Annotated in this window: 27 protein-coding genes and 1 tRNA gene; 15 read left to right on the top strand and 13 right to left on the bottom strand. The window is 59.5% G+C overall.

What is annotated here, in order from left to right; translation table 11 throughout:
- Positions 1-45: 45 nt before the first annotated feature.
- Positions 46-1,599, bottom strand: a complete 1,554-nt coding sequence (norR, locus tag EIY71_RS03445) for a nitric oxide reductase transcriptional regulator NorR (protein WP_134020492.1) — start codon at positions 1,597-1,599, stop codon at positions 46-48.
- Positions 1,600-1,762: 163 nt separating this feature from the next.
- On the opposite strand from norR, the gene hmpA reads away from it, so the two are divergent.
- From hmpA to EIY71_RS03395, 9 genes are all read left to right on the top strand, one after another.
- Positions 1,763-2,944, top strand: a complete 1,182-nt coding sequence (gene hmpA / locus EIY71_RS03440; protein WP_129973665.1) for an NO-inducible flavohemoprotein — start codon at positions 1,763-1,765, stop codon at positions 2,942-2,944.
- 219 nt (positions 2,945-3,163) lie between these two features.
- A complete protein-coding gene (locus EIY71_RS03435) occupies positions 3,164-3,724 on the top strand; it encodes an ester cyclase (RefSeq protein ID WP_085745337.1) in 561 nt (186 codons plus the stop codon).
- A 25-nt stretch (positions 3,725-3,749) separates the two neighbouring features.
- A complete protein-coding gene (locus EIY71_RS03430; RefSeq protein ID WP_007956723.1) occupies positions 3,750-4,259 on the top strand; it encodes a disulfide bond formation protein B in 510 nt (169 codons plus the stop codon).
- A gap of 824 nt (positions 4,260-5,083) precedes the next feature.
- Positions 5,084-6,025 (top strand): ubiquinol oxidase subunit II, encoded by a 942-nt coding sequence (gene cyoA / locus EIY71_RS03420; RefSeq protein ID WP_011335843.1) that lies wholly within the window; start codon positions 5,084-5,086, stop codon positions 6,023-6,025.
- A gap of 3 nt (positions 6,026-6,028) precedes the next feature.
- Positions 6,029-8,059 (top strand): cytochrome o ubiquinol oxidase subunit I, encoded by a 2,031-nt coding sequence (gene cyoB / locus EIY71_RS03415; protein ID WP_007956721.1) that lies wholly within the window; start codon positions 6,029-6,031, stop codon positions 8,057-8,059.
- 3 nt (positions 8,060-8,062) lie between these two features.
- Positions 8,063-8,689, top strand: coding sequence for a cytochrome o ubiquinol oxidase subunit III (locus tag EIY71_RS03410; RefSeq protein ID WP_007956720.1), 627 nt, complete (start codon positions 8,063-8,065; stop codon positions 8,687-8,689).
- On the top strand, positions 8,689-9,024 hold the full coding sequence (cyoD, locus tag EIY71_RS03405) for a cytochrome o ubiquinol oxidase subunit IV (RefSeq protein WP_007956718.1): 336 nt from the start codon (positions 8,689-8,691) through the stop codon (positions 9,022-9,024). Before EIY71_RS03410 ends, cyoD begins: the two co-directional genes overlap by 1 nt.
- Before the next feature lie 10 nt (positions 9,025-9,034).
- A complete protein-coding gene (cyoE, locus tag EIY71_RS03400; protein ID WP_039765651.1) occupies positions 9,035-9,922 on the top strand; it encodes a heme o synthase in 888 nt (295 codons plus the stop codon).
- Between the two features lie 229 nt (positions 9,923-10,151).
- Complete coding sequence (locus tag EIY71_RS03395) at positions 10,152-10,643, top strand: RidA family protein (RefSeq protein ID WP_007956714.1); 492 nt, start codon at positions 10,152-10,154, stop codon at positions 10,641-10,643.
- Positions 10,644-10,712: 69 nt separating this feature from the next.
- Here EIY71_RS03395 and EIY71_RS03390 read toward each other — a convergent pair whose 3' ends face one another.
- The 4 genes from EIY71_RS03390 to EIY71_RS03375 all read right to left on the bottom strand — a co-directional run bounded on the left by EIY71_RS03390 (position 10,713) and on the right by EIY71_RS03375 (position 13,535).
- Positions 10,713-11,417: a hypothetical protein gene (locus tag EIY71_RS03390; RefSeq protein ID WP_102688213.1), complete on the bottom strand. Its 705-nt coding sequence runs from the start codon at positions 11,415-11,417 to the stop codon at positions 10,713-10,715.
- Between the two features lie 173 nt (positions 11,418-11,590).
- Entirely contained in the window at positions 11,591-12,115 is a 525-nt protein-coding gene (locus EIY71_RS03385) for a hypothetical protein (RefSeq protein ID WP_134020489.1), read from the bottom strand.
- Positions 12,116-12,179: 64 nt separating this feature from the next.
- Positions 12,180-12,584, bottom strand: coding sequence for a GNAT family N-acetyltransferase (locus tag EIY71_RS03380; RefSeq protein WP_134020486.1), 405 nt, complete (start codon positions 12,582-12,584; stop codon positions 12,180-12,182).
- A gap of 45 nt (positions 12,585-12,629) precedes the next feature.
- Positions 12,630-13,535: a LysR family transcriptional regulator gene (locus EIY71_RS03375; protein ID WP_007956710.1), complete on the bottom strand. Its 906-nt coding sequence runs from the start codon at positions 13,533-13,535 to the stop codon at positions 12,630-12,632.
- A 100-nt stretch (positions 13,536-13,635) separates the two neighbouring features.
- Between EIY71_RS03375 and EIY71_RS03370 the strand changes: the two genes are divergently transcribed.
- The gene (locus EIY71_RS03370; protein WP_134020483.1) at positions 13,636-14,808 is read left to right on the top strand and encodes an aspartate aminotransferase family protein; all 1,173 of its coding nucleotides are present in this window, start codon (positions 13,636-13,638) and stop codon (positions 14,806-14,808) included.
- Positions 14,809-14,816: 8 nt separating this feature from the next.
- On the opposite strand, the gene EIY71_RS03365 is transcribed toward EIY71_RS03370, so the two are convergent.
- The 5 genes from EIY71_RS03365 to EIY71_RS03345 form a co-directional block, all read right to left on the bottom strand.
- The gene (locus EIY71_RS03365; protein WP_085745332.1) at positions 14,817-15,071 is read right to left on the bottom strand and encodes a Txe/YoeB family addiction module toxin; all 255 of its coding nucleotides are present in this window, start codon (positions 15,069-15,071) and stop codon (positions 14,817-14,819) included.
- A complete protein-coding gene (locus EIY71_RS03360; RefSeq protein ID WP_085684641.1) occupies positions 15,068-15,322 on the bottom strand; it encodes a type II toxin-antitoxin system Phd/YefM family antitoxin in 255 nt (84 codons plus the stop codon). Before EIY71_RS03360 ends, EIY71_RS03365 begins: the two co-directional genes overlap by 4 nt.
- Positions 15,323-15,519: 197 nt before the next feature.
- On the bottom strand, positions 15,520-17,439 hold the full coding sequence (locus EIY71_RS03355; RefSeq protein ID WP_134020480.1) for an alkaline phosphatase D family protein: 1,920 nt from the start codon (positions 17,437-17,439) through the stop codon (positions 15,520-15,522).
- 71 nt (positions 17,440-17,510) lie between these two features.
- Complete coding sequence (locus EIY71_RS03350; RefSeq protein WP_085745330.1) at positions 17,511-18,257, bottom strand: hypothetical protein; 747 nt, start codon at positions 18,255-18,257, stop codon at positions 17,511-17,513.
- A gap of 133 nt (positions 18,258-18,390) precedes the next feature.
- The gene (locus EIY71_RS03345; RefSeq protein ID WP_085745329.1) at positions 18,391-18,744 is read right to left on the bottom strand and encodes a hypothetical protein; all 354 of its coding nucleotides are present in this window, start codon (positions 18,742-18,744) and stop codon (positions 18,391-18,393) included.
- Positions 18,745-18,862: 118 nt separating this feature from the next.
- Here EIY71_RS03345 and EIY71_RS03340 point away from each other — a divergent pair, with 118 nt between their 5' ends.
- Positions 18,863-19,612: a hypothetical protein gene (locus tag EIY71_RS03340; RefSeq protein ID WP_085745328.1), complete on the top strand. Its 750-nt coding sequence runs from the start codon at positions 18,863-18,865 to the stop codon at positions 19,610-19,612.
- A gap of 24 nt (positions 19,613-19,636) precedes the next feature.
- Here EIY71_RS03340 and EIY71_RS03335 read toward each other — a convergent pair whose 3' ends face one another.
- The 3 genes from EIY71_RS03335 to EIY71_RS03325 form a co-directional block, all read right to left on the bottom strand.
- Positions 19,637-20,002: a hypothetical protein gene (locus tag EIY71_RS03335; protein ID WP_134020477.1), complete on the bottom strand. Its 366-nt coding sequence runs from the start codon at positions 20,000-20,002 to the stop codon at positions 19,637-19,639.
- A 110-nt stretch (positions 20,003-20,112) separates the two neighbouring features.
- A complete protein-coding gene (locus EIY71_RS03330) occupies positions 20,113-20,442 on the bottom strand; it encodes a hypothetical protein (RefSeq protein ID WP_134020474.1) in 330 nt (109 codons plus the stop codon).
- 93 nt (positions 20,443-20,535) lie between these two features.
- A tRNA-Leu gene (locus EIY71_RS03325) sits at positions 20,536-20,620 on the bottom strand.
- 108 nt (positions 20,621-20,728) lie between these two features.
- Between EIY71_RS03325 and queA the strand changes: the two genes are divergently transcribed.
- From queA to secD, 4 genes are all read left to right on the top strand, one after another.
- Positions 20,729-21,778 carry a tRNA preQ1(34) S-adenosylmethionine ribosyltransferase-isomerase QueA gene (queA, locus tag EIY71_RS03320; RefSeq protein ID WP_134020471.1) on the top strand — a complete coding sequence of 350 codons (1,050 nt, stop codon included), beginning with the start codon at positions 20,729-20,731 and terminating at the stop codon, positions 21,776-21,778.
- A 14-nt stretch (positions 21,779-21,792) separates the two neighbouring features.
- A complete protein-coding gene (gene tgt / locus EIY71_RS03315) occupies positions 21,793-22,908 on the top strand; it encodes a tRNA guanosine(34) transglycosylase Tgt (RefSeq protein WP_161794909.1) in 1,116 nt (371 codons plus the stop codon).
- Positions 22,909-22,951: 43 nt separating this feature from the next.
- Positions 22,952-23,287 (top strand): preprotein translocase subunit YajC, encoded by a 336-nt coding sequence (gene yajC, locus EIY71_RS03310; RefSeq protein WP_007956696.1) that lies wholly within the window; start codon positions 22,952-22,954, stop codon positions 23,285-23,287.
- Positions 23,288-23,351: 64 nt separating this feature from the next.
- Positions 23,352-25,220 (top strand): protein translocase subunit SecD, encoded by a 1,869-nt coding sequence (gene secD, locus EIY71_RS03305; protein WP_039765691.1) that lies wholly within the window; start codon positions 23,352-23,354, stop codon positions 25,218-25,220.
- Positions 25,221-25,223: the final 3 nt, after the last annotated feature.

The following is a 25,223-nucleotide window of genomic DNA, read 5'->3' as shown; positions in this document are numbered from 1 at the left end:
CCGGCAGGCTTTAGGGATTCCGGCGCCAATCCGACGGCGGGACTTTTATTTCATCCCCAACCGCTTGGCCATCCGCGCCAGATTCGCCCGGTCCAGCCCCAGTTCGCGGGCGGCACTGGCCCAGTTGCCCTGATTGCGCTCAAGCGCCGCGCTGATCAACTGCCGCTGATACTGCTCGGTGGCGGTGCGCAGGTCACCGCTGATCAATGGTAGGGCGGCAGTCGCTTCGGACGGCACCGACGAGTTATCCACAACCTCGCGCGGCAGATCGAGGTCCATCGCGCTCAGGCTGAGAATCTTCGGCCGCACCTTGCAGTTGCCCAGCGCTTTCAGTGCACTGCGTCCGATCAAGTGTTCCAGTTCCCGCACGTTGCCCGGCCAGCTATAAGCCAGCAGCGCCTCCTGGGCGTCGCTGTTCAGGCGCAGGCTGTTGAGGCCCATGCGCGAGCGGTTCTGTTCCAGGAAATAACCGCTGAGCAACAACACATCGCGACCCCGATCTCGCAGCGCCGGTACCCGCAACGGGTAGACGCTGAGGCGATGGTAGAAGTCGGCGCGGTAGCGGCCGCTGCGCACTTCTTCAGCCAGGTCGCGGTTGGTCGCGGCGATCAGGCGCACATCGACCTGGTGTTCCTTGTCCGAACCCAGACGTTGTAACTGGCCGCTCTGCAAAACCCGCAACAGCTTGGCCTGGACGGTCAGCGACAACTCGCCGACTTCATCCAGAAACAGTGTGCCGCCGTTGGCCAGTTCGAACTTGCCGCGCCGGTCGCTGGTGGCGCCGGTGAAGGCGCCGCGCACGTGGCCGAACAGTTCGCTTTCCACCAACGTGTCCGGCAGCGCCGCGCAGTTGAGGCTGATGATCGGTTTGTCGGCGCGCTTGGAGGCTGCGTGAATGGCCTGGGCCACCAGTTCCTTGCCGACCCCGGTTTCCCCAGTGATCAGCACGGTCAGGTCGCTGCCGCCGACCAGATTGATTTCTTCCACCAGCCGTTTGTGGGCCTTGCTCTGGCCGATCATTTCACGGTTTTGCTGACCGCTGGCCTGACGATAAACCTCGGCGCGCTGGTGTTCGTCTTCAGCGCGAATTGCCAGACGCTCGATGCGTTCAGCGGCATTCACAGTGGCCGATGCGAGACTGGCGAAGGCTTGCAGGGCGTCGAGCTCGATCGGTTCGAAACGCTCGGGATCGAGGGCGTCGAGAGTAATCAGGCCCCAAAGCTTTTCATCGACGAACAACGGACAGCCGAGGCAGTCGTGAACTTCAAGATGATCGTCGAGGCCGTCGACCAGTCCGTCGTAAGGATCGGGCAAGTCGCTGTCGGCGGCGAAACGCGTTGGCCCTTCGCCGGCCAGCAGCACTTCGAAGCGCGGGTGTTCGCTGACCTTGAAGCGTCGACCAAGAGTGTCGGTGCTCAAGCCATCCACCGCCAGCGGCACCAGCCATTCACCGTCAAGGCGCAACAGTGCGGCGGCATCGCAGGGCAGCAGGGCGCGCATGGCTTCGAGCAGGCGTCGATAGCGCTCGCCTTCGGGCAGTTCGCGGGACAGGTCGGAGACCAGTGGGAGCAGGGCGGTGAGCAATGATTTGGCGGACATAAGCTTGTAGTCAAAGAGACACGTTGTAGTCGAAGCGACTATAGAGGCACTTGTGTCGATCTGACTACATAATTTTCAAGATATTGATTTGTATAGAAAAAATAGTTGGCACGAATACTGGAATGGATAAGGCACTTTTAGAGAAAGCTCAGGAGTCACCCTTATGCTTAGCGTCCAGGATCGTGCCATCGTCAAATCCACTGTGCCTCTGCTGGAAAGCGGCGGCGAAGCGCTGATCACCCATTTCTACCGCATGATGCTCTCCGAGTACCCGGAAGTCCGCCCGCTGTTCAACCAGGCCCACCAGGCCAGCGGTGACCAGCCCCGCGCCCTGGCCAACGGCGTGTTGATGTACGCCCGCCACATCGATCAACTCGACCAGTTGGGCGATCTGGTGGCAAAGATCATCAACAAGCACGTGGCCCTGCAGATCCTGCCGGAACACTACCCGATCGTCGGCACCTGCCTGTTGCGCGCCATCTCCGAAGTACTCGGCGAAGAAATCGCCACGCCGGAAGTGATGAACGCCTGGGGCGCAGCCTACGGTCAGTTGGCCGAGATCCTGATCGGCGCCGAAACCGCCATTTATGACCAGAAAGAGCAAGCCGTCGGCGGCTGGCGCGGGGCGCGGGAGTTCATCGTCGCGGCCAAGGTCGAGGAGAGCGCGGAAATCATTTCGTTCTACTTCGAGCCGGCGGACAAGGGCCCGATTCTCGCAGCCGAGCCAGGCCAGTACATCGGCATGAAGCTGATCCTCGACGGCGAAGAAATCCGCCGCAATTACTCGCTGTCGGCACTGGCCAACAAAGGTCAGTACCGCATCAGCGTCAAACGCGAACCGGGCGGCCGTGCCTCCAATTACCTGCACGATCAACTGCATGTCGGCGCCAGCATCCAGCTGTTCCCGCCATCGGGGGAGTTCACCCTGACTGCCAGCGACAAGCCGCTGGTGCTGATTAGCGGCGGCGTCGGCATCACTCCGACTTTGGCGATGCTGGAAGCGGCGCTGGAAACCGAGCGTCCGGTGTACTTCATCCACAGTGCGCGCAACGGCAGCGTGCACGCGTTCCGTGACTGGATCGACGGGCTGGCCGCGCGTCATCCGCAGCTCAAGCGCTTCTATTGCTACGCCGAAGATGATGGTGTGAGCCCGGCGGCGGACAAGGTCGGGTTGTTGAGCGAGGAACAACTGGGCGAGTGGCTGCCGGCGGAGCGTGATGTGGACGCCTACTTCCTCGGGCCGAAAGGCTTCATGGGGGCGATCAAGCGTCACCTGAAGGCGCTGGGTGTGCCTGAGAAGCAGAGCCGGTATGAGTTCTTCGGGCCGGCTGCTGCTCTGGAATAATCCGGAACCGAGTCGCCTTCAATCGCGAGCAAGCTCGCTCCCACAGGATTTGTGTGCGACACAGATCCAATGTGGGAGCGAGCCTGCTCGCGAAAGGGGTCGGCGCGGTCCTGATTCTTAAATTCTGTTTAAAGGTTAATCGTTTCTTAACCGGTTTATCGTTTATTCCCCGATGCTGATGATAGGCGCTCGTTCGTTTACATGATCAGGATCGCCCCCATGTCGCACTTCGCCTCTTCCCGTCGTTTCAGCCTGGCCACTTTGGGCCTGTCGGTTGCCTTGTTGTCCAGTCCGTTCGCGTTCGCCGAATCCACCTTGATCGAACCCCAGACCCTGATCGTCGATCAGAGCCTGCCCAAGGCCCAGCGAGATGCAATGGAACTGGCGGCGCGGCGTTACGGCAGTTTCTGGAACACGGGTGAAGAGGCGTTGGCCACCGCCGCCCTGTCGCCGCAGTTCGTCGACAAGACCCCGCCGGAAGGCCGGGTGCAGGGGCCGACCGGGCCGCTGCTGGCGTCGAAGTTCTTTCGCACGGCGGTGCCGGACGTGAGTTGCGAGATCGAGCAAATGATCGTCGCCGGGGATCGCGTGGTGGTGCATCTGCACTTTCGCGGGCATTTCACCGGCACGTTCAAGGCTCTCAAAGGGCAGGGCCAGCGTGTAGACTTCCGGGCAACCGATATCTATCAGATCGACAACGGTCGCATCGCGGCCAATTGGCATATCGAAGACAACATCAGCCTGATGGCGCAACTGCAAGCGCAGCCGCCGGCCAGCTGAACCATGGACATGAAAGGGAAACGCGATGAGCGAGGAAACGATTCGATTGGGACGTGAGCGGCGCTATCTGGTGTTGCTGGGCATCATCTGCCTGGCGCTGATCGGCGGCGCGCTGTACATGCAGATCGTGCTGGGCGAGGCGCCATGCCCGCTGTGCATCCTGCAGCGTTATGCGTTGCTGCTGATCGCGCTGTTCGCGTTCATCGGCGCGGCCATGCGCACCCGGCGCAGCATCACGGTGTTCGAGGTGCTGGTGGTGATTTGCGCCATCGCCGGGGCCGGTGTCGCCGGGCATCACGTGTACACCCAGTTCTATCCGGCGGTGAGCTGCGGCATCGATGTGTTGCAACCGATCGTCGATGACCTGCCGCTGGCAAAGATCTTCCCGCTGGGCTTCCAGGTCGACGGTTTCTGCTCGACGCCGTACCCGCCGATCCTCGGCCTTTCGCTGGCGCAATGGGCACTCGTGGCCTTCGTGCTGGTGGTGATCCTGGTTCCGCTGCTGACCTCGCGTAACCGAAAAGCGTTGCGCTGAATCAACTTTTCGGCGCGTGCGCCGATAAAACAAACGCCTCGATTTGCGGTGACGCAGATCGAGGCGTTTTGCATTTCAGGGTCTGTGTGAAAACACCGTGACGAACGGCAAGGAAGGGTGCGACAGGTGTGCGACATGTTGTCACACAGGCCGTGTCGCAGCTCGTTTCACAGGCCCGGATTGGAGTGCTGTTACAAAAAAGGATTGGTCTGTTTCAGCGTTTTTCGGTTTTTGCACGCGTGTGCCGGATCAGGCAGTTTTAACAGACTCCGGCAGATGGCCAAAAGCCTTGGCATATCGGGCTTTGCGCGGATCGCGCCGTGGGAAAAAGCCCTCGGAGCTGTCTGAACTGAGGCCGATAGACCTACATTTTTTGGTGTTTTTGTTGAGAATCGATTTCGATAACATGCGGAACTTTTGCAAAAACGGTGATGGATTGTTGCTCGGAGCGATAAAAATTATTTCGGGATAAGACATGGTGTATAGGGCGCTACCTATCTACAATCGCCCGCACTGAATTCCCGGCACTGTTCAGCCTTTATTAAGGAGGCGAGCAGGAAGTCGGGTGTCGAGCAGCCGAGAGGCTTGCGAGACACCCAGGTGTCGGTGCCTTCCAACTTTCCGCACCAAATGGAATTGGTCTGTAACAAGGCCTTTGACCACGAATTCGAATAAGAACTGACCGCTGTCCCAGGTTTTGTCGAGCGTCTGACGCGCGACGGGCGGCCCTTATTCAATCCAAAGAAAATGCCAACCCTTGGCAGGGTGAAGTGTTGGCGATCAAAACCCAACTGCATTGCGCAAGCTGCTTTAGAGGTCGTGAGATGAGTAAAAACAGGTACCCCAGATTACTAGGCCTAGTGCCGCTGCTCGGCACGTTGTTGCTGGGAGGCTGCAACATGACCTTGCTCAATCCAACGGGCCAGGTCGGCCTGGAACAGCGCAACCTGATCATCACCGCCACGCTGCTGATGCTGTTGGTCGTTGTGCCGGTCATCGTCATGACCTTCCTGTTCGCCTGGAAGTACCGCGCCTCGAACAAGAACGCCGTCTACACCCCGAAATGGTCGCACTCGACCAAGATCGAAGTGGCAGTCTGGACCATCCCGGTCCTGATCATCATTGCCCTGGGTTACATCACCTACAAGTCGACCCACTCGCTGGATCCGTATCGTCCGATCGAATCCGACGTCAAGCCTGTGACCATCGAAGTGGTCGCGCTGGACTGGAAGTGGCTGTTCATCTATCCGGAACAAGGCATCGCCACGGTCAACAAGATCGTGTTCCCGGCGCACACCCCGGTTAACTTCCGGATCACTTCGGACGCGGTGATGAACTCGTTCTTCATCCCGGGCCTGGGCGGCCAGATCTACGCGATGGCGGGCATGACCACCAAGCTGCACCTGATCGCTGACCGCAACGCTGAAATGGACGGTATCTCCGCCAACTACAGCGGCGCTGGTTTCACCGGTATGAAATTCAAAGCGATCGCAACTTCTCAGGAAGATTTCGACGCCTGGGTAAGTGAAGTCAAAAAGGCACCTAAACAGCTTGAAGCCGCTGAATACGCAGCCCTTGCCAAGCCAAGCCAGAACAATCCAGTCGAGCTCTACTCCTCGGTCACGCCGAACCTGTTCCAGACCATCGTCGACAAGTACGAAGGCATGAAACCGGGCAAGCCGCTGAAGCACGAGAAGAAAGAGAAAGAAGTGGCGGCAACGGATATGGACTCGAATTCGCATTCAGCTGCCGGGGCAGAGGAGTAAACGATGTTTGGTAAATTAAGTTGGGAAGCGATCCCTTTCCACGAGCCGATCGTGATGGTCACCATCTCGATGATCGCGCTCGGTGGTCTGGCGTTGTTCGCTGCAATCACCTACTTCAAGAAGTGGACTTACCTGTGGACCGAGTGGCTGACGTCGGTCGACCACAAGAAAATCGGCGTGATGTACATCATCGTCGCCATGGTCATGCTGCTGCGCGGTTTTGCCGACGCCATCATGATGCGTACCCAGCTGGCCATGGCCACCGAGGGTTCGCCTGGCTACCTGCCACCTGAACACTATGACCAGATCTTCACCGCTCACGGTGTGATCATGATCATCTTCATGGCAATGCCATTCTTCACCGGCCTGATGAACCTTGCAGTGCCGCTGCAGATCGGCGCGCGTGACGTTGCGTTCCCGTTCCTGAACTCCCTGAGCTTCTGGCTGCTGGTATCCGGCGTCGTGCTGATCAACCTGTCCCTGGGCGTCGGCGAATTCGCCAAGACCGGCTGGGTTGCCTATCCACCGCTGTCGGGTCTGCAATACAGCCCTGGCGTGGGGATGGACTACTACATCTGGGCGCTACAGCTATCGGGTCTGGGTACAACGTTAACGGGGGTTAACTTCCTCGCGACCGTGCTGAAAATGCGTACCCCAGGCATGAAACTGATGGACATGCCGATCTTCACCTGGACCTGCACCTGGGCAAACGTTCTGATCGTGGCTTCGTTCCCGATCCTGACCGCTACCCTGGCACTGCTGACCCTTGACCGTTACATGGATTTCCACATTTTCACCAATGAACTTGGTGGCAATCCAATGATGTACGTCAACCTGTTCTGGGCATGGGGCCACCCTGAGGTTTACATCCTGATCCTGCCGGCGTTCGGCATTTTCTCGGAAGTCATCTCGGCCTTCACCGGCAAGAAACTGTTCGGCCACCACTCGATGATCTACGCCTCGGGCGCGATCTCGGTACTGGGCTTCATGGTTTGGCTGCACCACTTCTTCACCATGGGTTCGGGTGCCAGCGTCAACGCCTTCTTCGGTCTGGCGACGATGCTGATTTCCATCCCGACGGGTGTGAAACTGTTCAACTGGCTGTTCACCATCTACCAGGGCCGTCTGCGCTTCACCAGCCAGGTTCTGTGGACCCTGGGCTTCATGGTGACCTTCGCCATCGGCGGCATGACCGGCGTACTGCTGGCCATCCCGGGTGCTGACTTCGTTCTGCACAACAGCCTGTTCGTGATCGCTCACTTCCACAACGTGATCATCGGCGGCGCGGTATTCGGCTACATCGCAGGCTTCGGCTTCTACTTCCCGAAAGCGTTCGGCTTCAAGCTGCACGAAGGCTGGGGTAAAGCAGCGTTCTGGTTCTGGATCTCGGGCTTCTTCGTCGCGTTCATGCCGCTCTACGCTCTGGGCTTCATGGGCATGACCCGTCGTCTGAACGCCACCACCAACCCTGAGTGGGTACCGTACCTGTACGTTGCCATGTTCGGTGCGGTGATGATTGCTGTGGGTATCGCCTGCCAGCTGATCCAGCTGTACGTGTCGGTGCGTGACCGCAACAAACCGGAAAACATGTGCGAACACGGTGACCCGTGGAATGCCCATACCCTGGAATGGTCGACCTCGTCGCCACCTCCGTTCTACAACTTCGCTGTACTGCCAAAAGCAGACTGCATCGATCCGTTCACCGAGGCCAAGGAAAACGGTACTGCGTACAAGGCTCCGGCCAAGTACGAACCGATCCACATGCCGAACAACACCGCCACTGGCGTGGTGATGGGCGCACTGCTGACCGTGTTCGGTTTCGCGATGATCTGGCACATCTGGTGGTTGGCGATCGCCAGCCTGGCCGGCACTGTCATCTACTTCGTGATTCACGCAGCACGTGACGATCAGGGCTACATGGTGCCGGTTGAAACAATCGAGCGCATCGAAGCCGAGCAGCACAAGCGTCTGGTAGCGGCCGGGAAGATCCCTGCTTCCGCAACCCGTGTTGAAACCAAGTTGGAACAGGCTTAAACAATGTCGAACTTAGTGACCAATGCTGGACACGCCCATGGTCATGACCATGGGCACGATGACCATCACCACGACTCGGGCGAGATGACCGTATACGGTTTCTGGCTCTACCTGATGACCGACTGCATTCTGTTTGCGTCGATCTTCGCGGTGTACGCGGTACTGGTAAACAACGTCGCCGGTGGCCCGTCGGGCCACGACATCTTCGAACTGCCATACGTGCTGGGCGAAACCGCTCTGCTGTTGTTCAGTTCGATCACCTACGGCTTCGCCATGCTGGCGTTGTACAAAGGTAAGAAGCAGCAGGTTCTGGGCTGGTTGTTCATGACCTTCCTGCTCGGCGCAGGCTTCATCGCCATGGAGATCAACGAGTTCCACCTGCTGATCTCCGAGGGCTTCGGTCCTAGCCGTTCGGGCTTCCTGTCGGCGTTCTTCACGCTGGTCGGTACCCACGGTCTGCACGTGTCCGCCGGTCTGATCTGGATGGGCATCATGATGTACCAGGTCAACAAGCACGGCCTGACGGCGACCAACAAGACCCGTCTGAGCTGCCTGAGCCTGTTCTGGCACTTCCTGGACGTGGTGTGGATCTGCGTATTCACCGTTGTTTACCTGATGGGGACCCTGTAATGGCTAATGCACACTCCCATGACAGCCATGATGCTGGCCACGGCAGCGTAAAGTCGTACGCCATTGGCTTCATCCTGTCGGTAATCCTGACCGTCATCCCGTTCGGTCTGGTGATGTTCCCGACCCTGCCGAAGTCGACGACGCTGGCAATCGTCCTGCTGTTCGCCGTGATCCAGGTGATCGTTCACCTGTATTACTTCCTGCACCTGGACCGTTCCATCGCTCAACGTAACAACGTGATTGCGTTCGTCTTTACGGCCATCGTGATCGTGCTGCTGGTCGGTCTGTCGCTGTGGATCATGTTCAGCATCCACACCTACATGATGGCGAAGTGAGGTAAACCCGATGTCGCTCAAGCACTTTATCCAAATCACCAAACCGGGGATCATTTTCGGTAACGTGCTTTCTGTGGCAGGCGGGTTCTTCCTGGCCTCGAAAGGGCATGTCGATCTGGCCGTGTTTCTGGCAGCCATGATCGGCACTTCCCTGGTTGTGGCCTCCGGTTGCGTGTTCAACAACTGCATCGACCGCGACATCGACCTGAAGATGGAACGCACCAAGAACCGGGTGCTGGTCCAGGGCTTGATCTCCCTGAAATTGGCCCTGGTCTATGCGACCGTCCTGGGTGTCGCCGGCGTTGCGTTGCTGTACAAGGTGGCCAACCCGTTGGCTGCCCTGTTCGCCGTGATCGGCTTCATCATCTACGTCGGCTTCTACAGCCTGTACCTCAAGCGCAAGTCGGTTCACGGCACGCTGGTGGGCAGTCTGTCGGGCGCCATGCCGCCGGTGATCGGTTACGTGGCCGTGACCAACAGCTTCGACATGGCCGCGCTGACCCTGCTGGTGATGTTCAGCCTGTGGCAGATGCCGCATTCCTACGCCATCGCGATCTTCCGCTTCAACGATTACCTGGCCGCATCGATTCCGGTGCTGCCAGTGAAGCGCGGGATCCAGGTGGCCAAGAAGCACATCCTGTTCTACATCCTGGCCTTCCTCGTGGCGACCTTGATGCTGACCTTCAGCGGTTACGCCGGCATGAGCTACCTCGCCGTCGCCGCGGCCATGGGCATGTACTGGCTGTACATGGCCTGGACCGGCTACAAGGCGGTGGATGACACGGTCTGGGCACGCAAGCTGTTCGTGTTCTCGATCTTCACCATCACCGCGTTGAGCGTCATGATGTCCCTGGACTTCAAGGTGCCGACCGAGCTGCTGCTGACGTACGCGCCGTAAGGTTCGAACGTTGTACGAGAAACCCGTTCATCGAGAGATGAGCGGGGTTTTTTGTTGCTCGGATGATGGAGAAACGACGCCCTTTGTCGCGAACGGACTCTCTCCCAAAAGGGTGGGGTTATCAGCCATTCCCTCGAAACGACTAGCTAGAAATCGACAGGTTGCGGTCGATAGGCAAAAGCCCTAGATTCGGATCCAACTACATGCATCGATCAAGAGGCTGGGCGAAATGACTGAGAGGATGACCTGCGACGAGCGATTCATTGCCCTGGCAAAAGAGCTGAATTACGACATCAACGGTGAGAACACGGTGGGTGGCAATTACGCGCCGTTGATCCGTCATCACGACGAGATCTACATCAGCGGCATGGTGCCGCGCACCGAGGGCAAGATTCAGTATCCGGGGCGCGTAGGGCAGGAGCTGACGCTCAAGGATGCGCAGGCCGCGGCGAGCATCAGCGCGATGCGGTGTCTGGCCTTTATCGTCGATGCAGTCGGTTCGCTGGACAAGGTCAGGTCGTTGTTGCGGGTCACGGTGTACGTGAAGTCCACGCCGGATTTCGTTGACCTCAGCGAAGTCGCCAATGGCGCGTCGGATGTGTTCAGTTATGTGTTGGGCGATGTCGGGCGACACACCCGCACCACCGTCGGCGTCTATCAGTTGCCGAAAAACGCAGCCATCGAAGTCGATATGATCGCCGCAGTGCATCCTTCGGCGTAATCGCTGAAAGCCGCACAACAAAAAGCCCCGCCTGAATGTCAGAGCGGGGCTTTTTCGTCAGCGCCGGTGTTACTGGGCGGCGATGCTGTAACCGTCGAACGCGGTCTGCTGTTGCAGGGCGGTGATGATGTTCTTGCGGTTGATCGCGTGCTCGGTGCCGGCGTTGTCGACGAAGGTTTCGCCTTCGATTTCTGCATCGTCGCCTTCACCGACGAAGGTGAAGCCGAGGAATTCCAGTGCCTCGCGATCCACGCTCAGGCGCGAGCGCGGTGTGCGCATTGGCAGGGTCACGCTGATGCCGTCCTTGCTGATGCTGAACACTTCAACGTCTTTCTTGGCGCGTGCGGCCTTGCTCTTGCCGCCGCTCGGGTTGCTGATCGCCTGGTGGGTCTGGTTCAGCACCTTGAGGGCCAAGCCGTAGACGATTTCCTGGAACGCCGGATCGTCCTTGAAGCTGGACAGGATGCGGCTGATCGGGAATTTGCTGCTGAGGTCTTCGAGGGCGGCGATGTCGGCGGCTTCGGCGTCCTTCAGGCGCTTGAGTTCGCCCATCAGCTCATAGGCCTGGTCGTCATCGAAGCGGTCGTGGGCCTGACGGATCGCGGCGCGCAGTTCGCGGATCTGATCGCTTTCGCGGCTCGACTGGAACGCGTCCAGCACCATCTCGCTGATGATCTTCGCCTGTGGGATGTGTTGTGAAAGATTGATGGAGTTTTCGTATTCCGCTTTGGACGACAGAGTGACTACGGATTCAGCGGTGTTGAAATCGGACATTGAAATTTCACTACTTTTTTAACTTGAGATGAGACGAGAAAGCGCTGGGGGCTTTTTCAGGCCGACTAATTTAGGGGAGCGCGGCAGCGTTGTCACGGAGCAAGGGGCCGGTGGTGCCGATTATTTGTCCGGATGATTTGTGAAGGGCAACCAGGCACCGCGCGTGTCCTGTCTCATTCATTGGCGACAGCGTTCTCGGGTAGTCGCCGGGACGTCAGGCCACGCAGCGTCCAGTAGAGCTTCAACGAACGGGTACCGATCAGGCCGCACATGAAACCCGCAATGCCGGACTTGAGCAGCTGCATGTCCGGGGACGCGGAAATCTCCGGATTCACGTCATGCTGGTAACCGAAGTAGTAGTTCGCGGAAAAGAACATCAGGTACATGATCAGGATTTTTACCGTGCCCGGCATGATCAGCCCTGTCGCAGAGTCGTCGAGCACCACGCCCCGCCGCGAGAACACCAGCCAGGCCGAGAGACCGCCCAGCAACAGCGCGCCGAACCAGGTGCTGAAAAACAAGGCCGGGTTGATCGACAGGTTCAGGGAGTACAGCGACCACGCCAAAAACGCCGGGGGTGTTATCAGCATAGAGGCACGGCTTTCGCGTCGGGGAGAAAACGACTTGATGCCGAAATAAACCACCAGCAGAAAAATCAGGTAAACCCGTAGCGGAGTATTTTGCAGAATCGTGAGCATTGCGCAGCATCCATGCTGGAAAAGGAGGAGGGTGGAGCATAGCCGGGGTCACAGTAACCGTCGGCTATTTCAGCCGCAAACGCTCCATCGCGATCACCGACGTTTCAAATCCCAGGCTGGCGAAAAACGCTTCGGCGCCTTCGCGCCCGGCACGCAGGACCCAGGTAATGTCGGTGTTGTCGCCCATTACATGTTCGACCAGCGCCCGCCCGATGCCCGCGCGCCGATGTTGCCCGTCGACCACGACCATCGACAGGTAACCGTTGGACAAGCCATCGGTGATGCCACGGGCGAAACCGACAATTTGCTGGCCGCTCAATGCCACAGCGCTGCGCTGAGAGTTCTGAACAAGCTGTGCGAAATGTTCGGCGGTGCCGGTGCGATGGCCCCAGCCGTGCCGCCCCAGAAACTGCCTTGCGGCCTCGACTTCCGTCGGCAGGAGGTCGCGTATTGAAATGTCCTTGTTCATTCGTTGATCCCGTCCCTGGTGTGTTTCCAACAGTAGTCGCGTTGCTTACGGTCTGCCCCACATCTGCATGGCGAACTCGACGAAGCGACGCAGTTTCGGCAGCCGGTAGCGATCCGGCGCGTAGAGCAGGTGCATCGGGCGGTTCGGCGGCTGGTAGTCCGGCATCACAACCACCAGTCTGCCATCGCGCAGGTCCTGTTCCACCAGCGCGTCCGGCAGCATCACGATGCCCATGCCGGTGCGCGCGGCCTGATGCAGGCCGGCGGAGCTGTTGATCAGCATCGGGCCTTTGACGTCGACCATGATTTCTCCGTCCGGGCCGCTGAGGCGCCACTGTTTTTCCACCGATTGCCAGTCGTCACCGGCAGGGTAGGCGAACGACAGGCAGTCGTGCTGACGCAGTTCTTCGGGCGTGAGCGGCATGCCGCGTCGGGCCACGTATTCCGGGGAGGCGCAGACGGTCAGGGTGTAGTCGATCAGCGGGCGGGCGATCAGGTTGGACTGGTCGAAGTGGCCCAGTCGGAAGGCCACGTCGAGACCGCTTTCCAGCAAATCCGGACGGCGGTTGGTCAGGATCACGTCGAGTTTGACCTGCGGACATTGCAGGGAAAACTCACTGAGCGCCGGGGCCAGACGTTCAACGCCAAAGGTCAGCGGCGCAGTAACCCGCAGAATGCCGCGCGGTTCATCAAGCGTCTGCTCGGCGAGGCGTTCGGAGTCGGCGACCAGACCGAGCACTTCCAGGCAGCGCTGGTAGTAAACGCTGCCGAATTCAGTCAGTCGCTGGCGACGGGTGGTGCGTTGCAACAGTTGCACGCCAAGCCGTTGCTCCAGCGCCCGCAGGTGATTGCCCACCATGGTCGTGGACATTTCGCACTGCAGCGCGGCCGCCGTCATGCTGCCGGACTCCACCACCTTGACGTACACGCTCATCGACTGGAACAAATCCATTATCAAGCCCGGCTTTTAAATGATTGAAGTTTTGCCGAGTTTATCCAGTTCAGGTGGATAACCATACTGCCAGCACCTCACCTCGCTGGAGTTTGCCGACATGACCGCCGCCCTGATGAACACCTATCAACCGCTGGACTTGAGCTTCATCAAAGGCCTGGGCACTCGACTCTGGGATCAGGCGGGCCGCGAGTATCTGGATGCAGTGGCAGGCGTGGCGGTGACCAATGTCGGTCACTCGCACCCGCGCATCGTGTCGGCGATCAGCGAGCAGGCGGGATTGCTGCTGCACACCTCCAACCTCTACAGCATCGACTGGCAACAGTCGCTGGCGCAGAAGCTGACGCGGCTGGCGGGGATGGAGCGGGCGTTTTTCAACAACTCCGGTGCCGAGGCCAACGAAACGGCGCTGAAACTGGCGCGTCTGTACGGCTGGCGCAAAGGCATCGAACAGCCGCTGGTGGTGGTGATGGCCAACGCGTTTCATGGCCGTACCCTCGGCACCTTGTCCGCCAGCGATGGCCCGGCGGTGCGCCTGGGCTTCAATGAGTTGCCCGGGGATTTCGTCAAAGTGCCGTTCGGCGATCTTCAAGCGCTGGAGCAGGTGCAGCGCAAGCATGGCCAGCGGATCGTGGCGATTCTGGTCGAGCCGATTCAGGGTGAAAGCGGCGTGCAACTGGCACCGCCCGGCTACCTCAAGGCCCTGCGCGAGTTGTGCGACCGCCACGCCTGGCTGCTGATGCTCGACGAAATCCAGACCGGTATCGGCCGTACCGGCCGCTGGTTCGCGTTTCAGCACGAAGGCATCGTTCCCGACGTCATGACCCTCGCCAAGGGCCTGGGCAACGGCGTGCCGATCGGCGCTTGCCTGGCACGGGGCAGGGCGGCCGATCTGTTCACCCCCGGCAGCCACGGCAGCACCTTCGGCGGTAATCCACTGGCGTGTCGGGTGGGCTGCACCGTGCTCGATATCATCGAGGAACAAGGCCTGCTGGAAAATGCCAGGGTCCAGGGCGAGCGCCTGCTGACCCGCTTGCGCGCAGAGCTGGCGGACAATCCGAATGTGCTGGCGATTCGTGGGCAAGGGCTGATGATCGGCATCGAACTCAAACAGCCGGTCCGCGACCTGACACTGATTGCCGCGCGGGATCATGGACTGCTGATCAACGTCACTCGCGGCAAGACGATTCGGTTGCTGCCGCCGCTGACGATTGATGAGCGGGAGGTGGGGATGATTGTCAGAGGAGTTGGCCGTTCCCTGAGCCATGTCTGATCCCTCGGTCAGTAGTGAAATCTACAAGTTATGACGCAGATTTCGCCGTCTACGATTGCATAGACCAGGCGATGCTCGGCAGTTATCCGCCGTGACCAGAAGACGCTCATGTTGTGCTTGAGCGGCTCCGGTTTACCCAAGCCTTCAAAGGGTTGGCGCTGGATCGCTTTGATCAGAAGATTGATTCGTTTGAGACCGGCCTTATCGTTTTGTTGAAACCATAAGTAGTCTTCCCAGCCCGTTGGCGTGAACTGGATTTTTATTCTTCGAACAGCTGCCTGACTTTGGCTTTTCCAGCGCGCATTTCGCCAATCGATTTGATCAAGCGCTCGGCATTGGCCGGAGAACGCAGCAGATAAGCCGTTTCTTCCAGCGCGTTGTATTCGGCCAGAGACATCATGACTACAGGCTCGCCTTTTTGACGGGTTACCAACAATGGGGCGCAGTCTTCATTCACGCGTTCCATGGTTTCAGCCAAGTGCGCACGAGCTGTGGTGTAGTTGATAGTGTCCATCTCACACCTCGCTTGATACAAAGAACGTTCAGAAATGAGTACAGGGCGACAAGGCGATTCCTACCCGTGGTTGTGCCACAGACGGGCTGCCTGCGGTGTAGTGAGTATCACCGAAGTCTCATCGAGACGTTTCTGTGCCTTCTGTAAGCTGATTCCGACGAGCCTGCCATCCCTCTCACTCTCTACGTGAGATTTCTCTAATCAGGGTAGTCCGACAAATCCGGCGCCAGCATCCGGGTCTTCGGTGCGCCGTTCGCGTTGTGCTGGATGATGTCTTTCGGTTGCCCCTGTTGATTGAAAAACACCTGACCAATCCCCGCCGAATTCCACAGCCGTTCACCCGCTTCGGCGTGTTCCGGCACGTACGGGACGATGCGCATGCGGCGGCGTTTGGTCAGCCAGTTGAGCGGCGAGCGTGGTGAGTAGAGCCAGCGATTTAGGCGGTCGAACCATTCCAGCAGGGTGGGCGGGAACTCGTTTTTGATGCCGCTGCTGGTGATCTGCCAGATGCGCGGGCCGGCCTTGCGGTGTCGGATCAGGACTTCGTAGACGAAGGAATAATGCACGTCGCCTGACAGCACCACGTAGCTGCCCGGTGTACGCGAGTGTCGGAAAATGTTCAGGATCACCTGGGCTGCGCCGCGATGGGCCATCCAGTTTTCTGCGTCCACCAGCAGTGGATAACCGCACCAGCTGAATACTCGCTGCACGGTTTCGATCAGCTTCACACCGAAGATCGGTGCCGGCGAAACGATGATCGCCGAAGGGTGGTCGAGCAGTTCCTGCTGCAGTTCGCTCAAGGCTTCCCAGTCCAGCAGGCCCGACGGTTGCTTGAGCGCCATTTCGCTGCGCCAGCGTCGGGTGCGGGTGTCGAGCACCACCAGCGCCGGGCTGCTCGGCAATACGAAATGCCACTGCTGAAAGCGCAGCAAATCCTCAATCAATTCGTCCTGCGCGGGAGCGTCGAGATAGCGGTCGTCACCGCTGGCGCTCAGGCCTCGGGTTTTCTCCAGTACTGCGCTGAATGCATCCGGATTATTGCCCCAGCCCTGACACAACATGTAGGCGATCAACGCGTTGCCGATGATGCGCTTGGAGAACGGGTGGCCGTAGGCCGTTTCCTCCCATTGCGCGGACAGGTTCCAGTCGTCGGTGATGTCGTGGTCATCGAAGATCATCAGGCTCGGCAAGTGCGCCAATGCCCGGGCCACTTGGCCGAGGCCGGCCTTGAACCCGTCGATGCGAGTCTGTTCGAGGGCATAGCGCTTGAGGCGTTCCGGCGTCAATGCCGGCGGCTGCGGATTGACCAGTGTCCAGGGCGTTGGCGACCACACCAGCAAATACATGGCCATGACTTCGGCGAACGTCACAAGGTGATTGTCGGCGCTGCTGCTGGTAAAAATCGGCTTGCGCGCACCGCCGAAGAAACGCTCGCGCAATGTCTCGTTGCTTTCGAGTGCCGGCAGCAGATCTGCACGATGGTAGTAGCTGGCCGGGTGTTCGTAGAGTTTGGCGCTGTCGCTGACCACCGCGCCTTCGAGGTGCTCACCGAACAGACCGAGGCGATCGATCAGGGCATGAATCGCCCGCAACATCGGTCCGGCCACGTCGTCGGCGTAAACCTGATCGCCGCTCATCATCAACAGGGCGGGACGTTGCTGCGGATCGGTTTCGGCGGCCAGCAACCGATCAACGCAGAGCAGACCGTCGGCGGCCGGGTGATGGGGCTTGCGGCAGGAGCCGTGGAGCAACTGGTCGATGCGCGAACGCAGGACGAAGTTCGGGCTGGTGGCGTTGTCGTAAAGCAGGTGTGGCGCCCAATCGGCGATGGGCTGCTGGCCATCGATCAACAGGTCGTAGTCGATGCGGGTGTCGCAGGGCAGGGCCGTCTCGAGGGGGACATCGATCAGGTGAACAAATGCCCGGTTGCCAACCGGAATGACCGCGCATTTCCCCGCATTCAGTGGAATGTCTCCTACGCCTTGCAGGCGCAAGGTCAACGACAGCTCGCGGCTGCCGATCAGCCAAAGCACTACGCGCGTCGGTTCCAGTCGGCGCAGCAGTGGCCCGGCCAGAACAGCAGGCAACGGGCTCAGGTCATCAGGTGTCGGAGGCATCGGGGGAAAAGCTCAAGGCGCACAGGCCGGCGATGATAGCGCAGCCGGCGCCTCGAACCCTTAAACCAGGCTTAAGAGCCCGTTTTTTCCAGCTTCAGCGCCAGCAGGCGCCATTCGGCAGGTGTCGCGTCGACTCTCGGCTGTTCCTGTACGGAGCAGTCGAAGCGGTAGGTCACGTCGTCTCCATTCATGTTCCGCGCGGTGACGGTGTTGCTGAAGGTGTAGACCTGATCCTTGAAGCGTTGCGGCGTCAGGCTTTTGCTGTCGGCAAACCGGGCAGACGCGGGGAAGCGCAAGGTGCTGGTCACGAACGGGCTGCACATGACATACGCGAGCATCGACTTGTCGCCCTGCGCGTCGGCGCGCAATTTTTTGCTCAGCACTGTCAGGGCCTTACGCCCCTCATCGTCACTCTGGTCGATCACGGTTTGCACCGACATCGTCTTCGGCGCGCGACTGGCGTAATTCGGCAGCAACGCGGAGTCCGCTGGAGAGGGTGTGTTGTCCGGCTCGATAGCGGCGAACACCGGCGCGTCTTTCAGTGAAGCAGGGCTTGCAACCGCCTCGGCTTCCGGCAGCAACGAGGTCGGTTCGGCTTCCTGCTGTGCCACGACCTTTTCAGTCTGCGCGGCGTCGTAGCGATGCGCCGACGGGAACAATGAAAAAGTGATCGCCAGCACCACCATCGAAACAATGAAACCGCCTGCTACACCGACCAGGTTGGCGTAAAACAGATTCCAGCTGCCGCGGTTTTTCACTACCCAGCGCCACATGAAACCCCAGGCCGCGACAAATGCCAGAAAACGCAGAAACTCCATTCGATCCTTTCCTTAAACCTGCTGAAGCCGGATATCAGCGCCGTTCCGATAACGAGCACTGAAAGATGGGCGGCAAGATATCAAAATAGATTTCTGGCGCCACAAGAACCTTCACACGCCGTGTCGATACAGATCACTTGAGCGCAAAAAACGCCAGAGCGGTAATGCCGGCCACTGTGCCGCAAAGGCCTGCCAGCAGCTGCCGCGCAATCAGGGGCTCGACTTGCGAGCGTCGGGCGACCAGCATCCATACGCCGACCAGCGCCGCGGCGGTCGTCATCATTTCCAGCAATGTGGTCGTCAGACCGGTTACGTGCGGACGGCTCGACCCGAACAGACCGATGTAGAACTCCGAGACCACCAGACCTACCAGCATGCCGCTGGCAGCGCCCAGCAGGTTGGCGAGGAACAGGTTCCAGGTGCCACGATGTTTGACCACCCACACCCACATGGTCACCCAGGCTAAAAGACAAAACGCTGCATCCATCGCACCCCTCCTTTTGAATCAGTTTCGTCAGGCCCATGGCTCCCGGGCCGACACTGGACGGCAAGATAGCAAAATAGTAGCTTCGCGCCACTTTCCTGATTCCTGTAATGGACTACTCATGTCAAAAGTCGCCCCTGCTCTACGCCTGCTGTGCGCAATCACTTTCGCCAGCGCCATGACCCCGGCATTCGCCGCCTGGAAAGAGCACCCGGAAAACAGCTGGAAGTATTACCTCGCCAATTGTCAGCGCATGCAGGAAAAAATGGCCGACGTCCAGAGCGGTCGCGTGCCCGGCGCCTTTGAGGTGATGGGCGATTTGGAGAACAGCCAGGGGAGCATGAATGAGCACCGCCCAAACCTGCCTCCCCAATACCTCGCCTCCGGGGAATTCGCTCAATGCGAAAACGTGGCGGCCGAGGCCGATGCGATGATTGCCCGTGGCAAAGCCGAGTTCGCCGACAGAATGAACCAGGCCGCCGAGCAAGGCCGGATCGCCCACCAGAACTCCCCTGAATACCAGCGCGCCCGTTCACTCGGCTACAGCGATGTCGGTGAAATCTCCTTCCTCAAACTTCACGAAGACATGGACGGCGAAGCACGCCTGAAAACCATGATGATTACCGTCGATGAAGTCTGCGGCCAATACTTTCGTGCCACGCAATATGTGAAGCCGTATGTGATCTACACCGTGCGGCCGTCGGATGGCGGATGTGGTGAGGAAAAGCGCGTGGCGATTGTCGGTGGCAGGTCGGTTGAGAAGGGTGATTACATCGATGAGCGGGGCGAGTTTCAGTATGTGGGCTGGAAGAAACTGGTGGGGGCGGATGGGTTTCCTACTGAGATTCGGGTGTTGAAGGCTCGGCGCTGACCGCAAAACAGTCACGCCGTCCAGTCACGTCTGGGGGAAATAATTCACCGCCAGAAACAGCAGGGTCGCCATGCCGGCGACCAAGCCACATACCGCGCCGAGCAACTGGCGTGCAACCGGATGTTCGGGTTGACGGCGATTGGCAATCCACAGCCATACCCCCGCCAGAACGCCCGCGCTGGTGATGAACACCACCAGACTGCGATGCAGGTTGGGTGTCGCCATTGACGTACCAATGACTGCGTCGTAAATCAGCGTGAACACAATGCCGGTAACCACGCCACTTCCGGCGCCGGCAAAGTTGGCCAGCAACAGGTTCCACTCACCCCGTTGCTTCACCACCCAGAGCCAGGTTCCAGCCATCACCAGCAAGCACAACACCGCATCCATTTTGGTTCATTCCCGAGTGCGCGATAACAGAGGCGGTTGACAGGCCTCTGGCGAGTGGACGGCAAGATATCAAAATAGAAGCTGCGCGCCACTTTCTTCATCTGCGTAGCTTAAAGAATGTCCTTCAAATAACCCTTGAGCGCGAGGAGCGGCTGATCCAACTGCTCCAGCGACTGCGCCTCACTGAAGTCGGTCGACAACTTGTGCAGCTCCCGCCCCAACGGTTTCTCGACGCCACCCAACGCATCCATCGCCAGCGCCAGGCACTCGTTCATCTTGAACTGGATCGTCTCGACATCACCCCGGCGCACCAGCAGTTCGAACACGTCTTTCTGATAGTCGCCCATGACCATGTCATCGCGCAGGATCGGGCTCAGGCCTTCTTCCTCGTAGGCGAGTTTGAGGGAGAACAGGGCGACGGTTTCCAGTGACGTTTCCATGCGGTGAACCTGTGTCAGATCTCGCCGGAGGGCCAGCGGCACTTTCCGACAGACGAAAAAAAAGGCCTTGCTAAGCAAGACCTTTTCTAATTTTGGTGCCCCGAGGGAGACTCGAACTCCCACTCCTTTCGAAAACGGATTTTGAATCCGCCGCGTCTACCAATTCCGCCATCAGGGCTCAATGGCGGCGAAGTATAGAGAGGTGCCTACCGTTGGTCAATCACGTTTCATGGTCAATTTTCGATATTTCCGCTAGACTTTCCGGCCCTGCTAGACGAACCCCATCATGCGCGTTGCTGACTTTACCTTCGAGCTTCCTGATTCGCTGATTGCCCGCCATCCTTTGGCCGAGCGTCGCGGTAGTCGCCTGTTGACCCTGGATGGGGTCAGCGGCGCCCTGGCACACCGTCAATTCACTGATCTGCTGGAGCATTTGCGCCCGGGCGATCTGATGGTGTTCAACAATACCCGGGTGATTCCGGCGCGCCTGTTCGGGCAGAAGGAGTCCGGCGGCAAGCTGGAAATCCTCATCGAACGCGTGCTCGATACCCACCGAGTGCTGGCCCATGTGCGTTCCAGCAAGTCGCCGAAGCCGGGTTCGAAGATCCTGATCGACGGCGGCGGCGAAGCCGAGATGCTGGCGCGTCACGATGCGCTGTTCGAGCTGGGGTTTGCCGAAGAAGTGCTGCCGCTGCTTGATCGCGTCGGGCACATGCCGTTGCCTCCTTATATAGACCGCCCGGATGAAGGTTCGGATCGCGAGCGCTATCAGACCGTGTATGCCGAGAAACTCGGCGCGGTGGCGGCGCCGACGGCGGGGCTGCATTTCGATCAGACGCTGATGGAAGCGATCGCCGCCAAGGGCGTCGAGACTGCGTTCGTCACGCTGCACGTCGGCGCCGGCACGTTCCAGCCGGTGCGCGTCGAGAAGATCGAAGATCACCACATGCACACCGAGTGGCTGGAAGTCGGTCAGGACGTGGTCGATGCCGTAGCCGCTTGCCGTGAGCGCGGCGGTCGAGTCATCGCTGTCGGCACCACCAGCGTGCGTTCGCTGGAAAGCGCCGCCCGCGATGGCGTGCTCAAGCCGTTCAGCGGTGACACCGACATCTTTATCTACCCGGGCCGGCCGTTCCATGTGGTCGACGCCCTGGTCACCAATTTCCATTTGCCCGAGTCCACGCTGTTGATGCTGGTTTCGGCGTTCGCCGGTTATCCGGAAACCATGGCCGCCTACAAAGCCGCCGTGGACAACGGATACCGCTTTTTCAGCTACGGTGATGCGATGTTCATCACCCGTAATCCCGCGCCGCGCGGCCCAGAGGAAACAGTATGAGTCGCACCTGTCGTATGTCGTTCGAGTTGCTTGCCACCGATGGCAAGGCTCGTCGTGGTCGTCTGACCTTCCCTCGCGGCACCGTCGAGACCCCGGCCTTCATGCCGGTGGGCACCTACGGCACGGTCAAGGGCATGTTGCCGCGTGACATCGTCGCCACGGGCGCGGAGATCATTCTGGGCAACACCTTCCACCTGTGGCTGCGCCCGGGTACCGAAGTGATCAAGGAACACGGCGACCTGCACGATTTCATGCAGTGGAAAGGCCCGATCCTGACCGACTCCGGCGGTTTCCAGGTGTTCAGCCTCGGCGCCATGCGCAAGATCAAGGAGGAGGGCGTGACCTTCGCCTCCCCGGTCGACGGCTCGAAAGTGTTCATGGGCCCGGAAGAGTCGATGCAGGTCCAGCGCGATCTGGGCTCGGACATCGTGATGATCTTCGACGAATGCACCCCCTACCCGGCTGACGAAGACGTGGCCCGTGTGTCCATGGAGCTGTCGCTGCGCTGGGCCCAGCGTTCGAAGAATGCCCATGGCGACAACACGGCGGCGCTGTTCGGTATCGTTCAGGGCGGCATGCATCAGGACCTGCGCATGCGCTCGCTGGAAGGCCTGGACAAGATCGGCTTCGACGGCCTGGCCATCGGTGGTCTGTCGGTGGGCGAGCCCAAGCATGAAATGATCAAAGTGCTGGACTACCTGCCGGGCATGATGCCGGCTGACAAACCTCGTTACCTTATGGGCGTTGGCAAACCGGAAGATCTGGTTGAGGGTGTGCGCCGCGGTGTGGACATGTTCGATTGCGTGATGCCAACCCGTAATGCCCGCAACGGGCATCTGTTCATTGATACAGGCGTGCTGAAGATCCGTAACGCGTTCCATCGCCATGATGATTCGCCGCTGGATCCGACCTGCGATTGCTATACCTGCCAGAACTTCTCCCGCGCTTATCTGCATCATCTGGACAAGTGCGGCGAAATGCTCGGCAGCATGCTCAATACCATCCACAATTTGCGCCATTATCAGGTGCTGATGGCTGGTTTGCGCGAGGCTATTCAACAGGGTACATTGGCCGCCTTTGTCGATGCCTTCTACGCCAAACGCGGGCTTCCCGTTCCGCCTTTGGACTGAGTTTTCTGACCCCAAGATTCAACATTTGCAACTGGAGTGCTAAATGAGCTTTTTTATCTCTAATGCCATGGCTGACGCGGCTGCACCGGCTGCAGCGCCTATGGGCGGCGGCTTCGAGTGGATTTTCCTGGTCGGCTTCCTGGTCATCTTCTACCTGATGATCTGGCGTCCACAGGCCAAGCGCGCCAAAGAGCAGAAGAACCTGCTGAGCAGCCTGCAGAAGGGCGACGAAGTGGTCACCACCGGCGGCATCGCCGGCAAGATCACCAAAGTGGCCGATGACTTCGTGGTTCTGGAAGTTTCCGACACCGTGGAAATGAAGTTCCAGAAGGGCGCCATCGCCGCCACGCTGCCAAAAGGCACGCTGAAAGCGATCTAAGGTTCCAACTTCTACTCAATCGACGGGGCGCGCAAGGCGCCCCGCGTTCATAACGGGCGGCGTGATGCTGAACAAATATCCTCTGTGGAAATACATTCTGATCCTGGCGGTGCTGGCGATCGGTCTGATTTATTCCGCTCCGAATCTATACCCCGATGACCCGGCCATTCAGATCAGCGGCGCCAGCACGGCCCTGCAGGTCAATCAGGCCGATCTGGATCGCGTGAGCACCGCGCTCAAGGAATCCGGGATCAACGTCAAGGCATCGAGCCTGGCTGCGAACGGCAAGGGCGGTCTGATCCGTCTGACCAAGGCTGAAGACCAGCTGCCGGCCAAGGACGTTGTCCGCAAGGCATTGGGTGATGACTACGTCGTCGCGCTGAACCTGGCACAAACCACCCCGCAATGGCTGCGAAGCGTGGCCGCGCACCCGATGAAGCTGGGTCTGGACTTGTCCGGTGGTGTGCACTTCCTGCTGGAAGTGGACATGGACAAAGCCCTCGACGCCCGCCTGAAAGTCTACGAAGGCGACGTCAAGAGCCTGTTGCGCAAAGAGAAACTGCGTTATCGCAGCCTGCCGCAACTCAATGGCGCCATTCAGCTGGGCTTCAGTGATGCTGATTCCCGCGAACAGGCCCGTGCGCTGATCCGCAAGAATTTCAACGATTTCGACATTGTTCCGGCCGACCTCAACGGTCAACCGGTGCTGCGTCTGGCGATGACCCCGGCCAAGCTGGCGGAAATCCGTGAATACTCCATCAAGCAGAACTTGACCACGGTACGTAACCGCGTCAACGAGCTGGGTGTTGCCGAACCGATCGTCCAGCGTCAGGGCGCCAACCGAATCGTGGTTGAGCTGCCGGGCGTGCAGGACACTGCCGAAGCCAAGCGTATCCTCGGCAAGACGGCCAACCTGGAGTTCCGTCTGGCTGCAGAGCCGGGTGCTTCGAAAGCCACTTCCGAAACTTTCGAATTCCGCGAAGGCAATCGTCCTCCTGCCCAGATCGAGCGTGGCCTGATCATCACCGGTGACCAGGTGACTGACGCCAAGGCCGGTTTCGGCGAGCACGGCACCCCTGAAGTGAACATCCGTCTGGATGGTCACGGTGGCGAGCTGATGAGCCGCGCGACCCGCAGCAACGTCGGTCGCAGCATGGCGGTGATCTTCATCGAGCAGCGCCCGGTCACCACTTACACCAAGCAAGTGGTCGACGGCGTCGAGAAAGACGTCGCGGTGCAGACCTTCAAGGAAGAGAAGAAGATCATCAGCCTGGCGACCATTCAGTCGCCGCTGGGTGCGCAGTTCCGTATCACCGGCCTGAACGGCCAGGGCGAGTCGTCCGAGCTGGCGCTGCTGCTGCGTGCCGGTGGTCTGGCTGCTCCGATGTACTTCGCTGAAGAACGCACCATCGGCCCGAGCCTGGGTGCAGACAACATCACCAAGGGTATCGATGCATCGCTGTGGGGCATGCTGTTCGTCTCGCTGTTCATCATCGCCATCTACCGTTTCTTCGGCCTGATCGCCACCGTCGCACTGGCGGTGAACATGGTGCTGCTGCTGGCGCTGATGTCGCTGCTGGGCGCTACGCTGACCCTGCCGGGTATCGCCGGTATCGTGTTGACCATGGGTATGGCGGTCGACGCCAACGTACTGATCTTCTCGCGGATTCGTGAAGAGATCGCCGCCGGCATGACCGTGCAGCGTGCAATCAACGAAGGCTTCGGTCGGGCATTCACTGCGATTCTCGACGCCAACCTGACCACCTTGCTGGTCGGCGGCATCCTCTTCGCCATGGGCACCGGCCCGGTGAAGGGCTTCGCAGTAACCATGTCCCTCGGGGTTCTGACTTCGATGTTCACGGCCATCATGGTCACCCGCGCGATGGTCAACCTGATCTTCGGCGGTCGTGACTTCAAGAAGTTGTGGATTTAAGGG

The sequence above is a fragment of the Pseudomonas sp. CH235 genome (assembly GCF_004368175.1).
GTDB classification, from domain to species: domain Bacteria; phylum Pseudomonadota; class Gammaproteobacteria; order Pseudomonadales; family Pseudomonadaceae; genus Aquipseudomonas; species Aquipseudomonas paraglycinae.
This window is presented reverse-complemented; position numbering and strand designations above follow the sequence as displayed.

Coding starts and splice junctions, on each gene's coding strand:
- norR (WP_134020492.1), bottom strand. CDS start 1,599: ATGTCCGCCAAATCATTGCTCACCGCCCTGCTCCCACTGGTCTCCGAC.
- hmpA (WP_129973665.1), top strand. CDS start 1,763: ATGCTTAGCGTCCAGGATCGTGCCATCGTCAAATCCACTGTGCCTCTG.
- EIY71_RS03435 (WP_085745337.1), top strand. CDS start 3,164: ATGTCGCACTTCGCCTCTTCCCGTCGTTTCAGCCTGGCCACTTTGGGC.
- EIY71_RS03430 (WP_007956723.1), top strand. CDS start 3,750: ATGAGCGAGGAAACGATTCGATTGGGACGTGAGCGGCGCTATCTGGTG.
- cyoA (WP_011335843.1), top strand. CDS start 5,084: ATGAGTAAAAACAGGTACCCCAGATTACTAGGCCTAGTGCCGCTGCTC.
- cyoB (WP_007956721.1), top strand. CDS start 6,029: ATGTTTGGTAAATTAAGTTGGGAAGCGATCCCTTTCCACGAGCCGATC.
- EIY71_RS03410 (WP_007956720.1), top strand. CDS start 8,063: ATGTCGAACTTAGTGACCAATGCTGGACACGCCCATGGTCATGACCAT.
- cyoD (WP_007956718.1), top strand. CDS start 8,689: ATGGCTAATGCACACTCCCATGACAGCCATGATGCTGGCCACGGCAGC.
- cyoE (WP_039765651.1), top strand. CDS start 9,035: ATGTCGCTCAAGCACTTTATCCAAATCACCAAACCGGGGATCATTTTC.
- EIY71_RS03395 (WP_007956714.1), top strand. CDS start 10,152: ATGACTGAGAGGATGACCTGCGACGAGCGATTCATTGCCCTGGCAAAA.
- EIY71_RS03390 (WP_102688213.1), bottom strand. CDS start 11,417: ATGTCCGATTTCAACACCGCTGAATCCGTAGTCACTCTGTCGTCCAAA.
- EIY71_RS03385 (WP_134020489.1), bottom strand. CDS start 12,115: ATGCTCACGATTCTGCAAAATACTCCGCTACGGGTTTACCTGATTTTT.
- EIY71_RS03380 (WP_134020486.1), bottom strand. CDS start 12,584: ATGAACAAGGACATTTCAATACGCGACCTCCTGCCGACGGAAGTCGAG.
- EIY71_RS03375 (WP_007956710.1), bottom strand. CDS start 13,535: ATGGATTTGTTCCAGTCGATGAGCGTGTACGTCAAGGTGGTGGAGTCC.
- EIY71_RS03370 (WP_134020483.1), top strand. CDS start 13,636: ATGACCGCCGCCCTGATGAACACCTATCAACCGCTGGACTTGAGCTTC.
- EIY71_RS03360 (WP_085684641.1), bottom strand. CDS start 15,322: ATGGACACTATCAACTACACCACAGCTCGTGCGCACTTGGCTGAAACC.
- EIY71_RS03355 (WP_134020480.1), bottom strand. CDS start 17,439: ATGCCTCCGACACCTGATGACCTGAGCCCGTTGCCTGCTGTTCTGGCC.
- EIY71_RS03350 (WP_085745330.1), bottom strand. CDS start 18,257: ATGGAGTTTCTGCGTTTTCTGGCATTTGTCGCGGCCTGGGGTTTCATG.
- EIY71_RS03345 (WP_085745329.1), bottom strand. CDS start 18,744: ATGGATGCAGCGTTTTGTCTTTTAGCCTGGGTGACCATGTGGGTGTGG.
- EIY71_RS03340 (WP_085745328.1), top strand. CDS start 18,863: ATGTCAAAAGTCGCCCCTGCTCTACGCCTGCTGTGCGCAATCACTTTC.
- EIY71_RS03335 (WP_134020477.1), bottom strand. CDS start 20,002: ATGGATGCGGTGTTGTGCTTGCTGGTGATGGCTGGAACCTGGCTCTGG.
- EIY71_RS03330 (WP_134020474.1), bottom strand. CDS start 20,442: ATGGAAACGTCACTGGAAACCGTCGCCCTGTTCTCCCTCAAACTCGCC.
- queA (WP_134020471.1), top strand. CDS start 20,729: ATGCGCGTTGCTGACTTTACCTTCGAGCTTCCTGATTCGCTGATTGCC.
- tgt (WP_161794909.1), top strand. CDS start 21,793: ATGTCGTTCGAGTTGCTTGCCACCGATGGCAAGGCTCGTCGTGGTCGT.
- yajC (WP_007956696.1), top strand. CDS start 22,952: ATGAGCTTTTTTATCTCTAATGCCATGGCTGACGCGGCTGCACCGGCT.
- secD (WP_039765691.1), top strand. CDS start 23,352: ATGCTGAACAAATATCCTCTGTGGAAATACATTCTGATCCTGGCGGTG.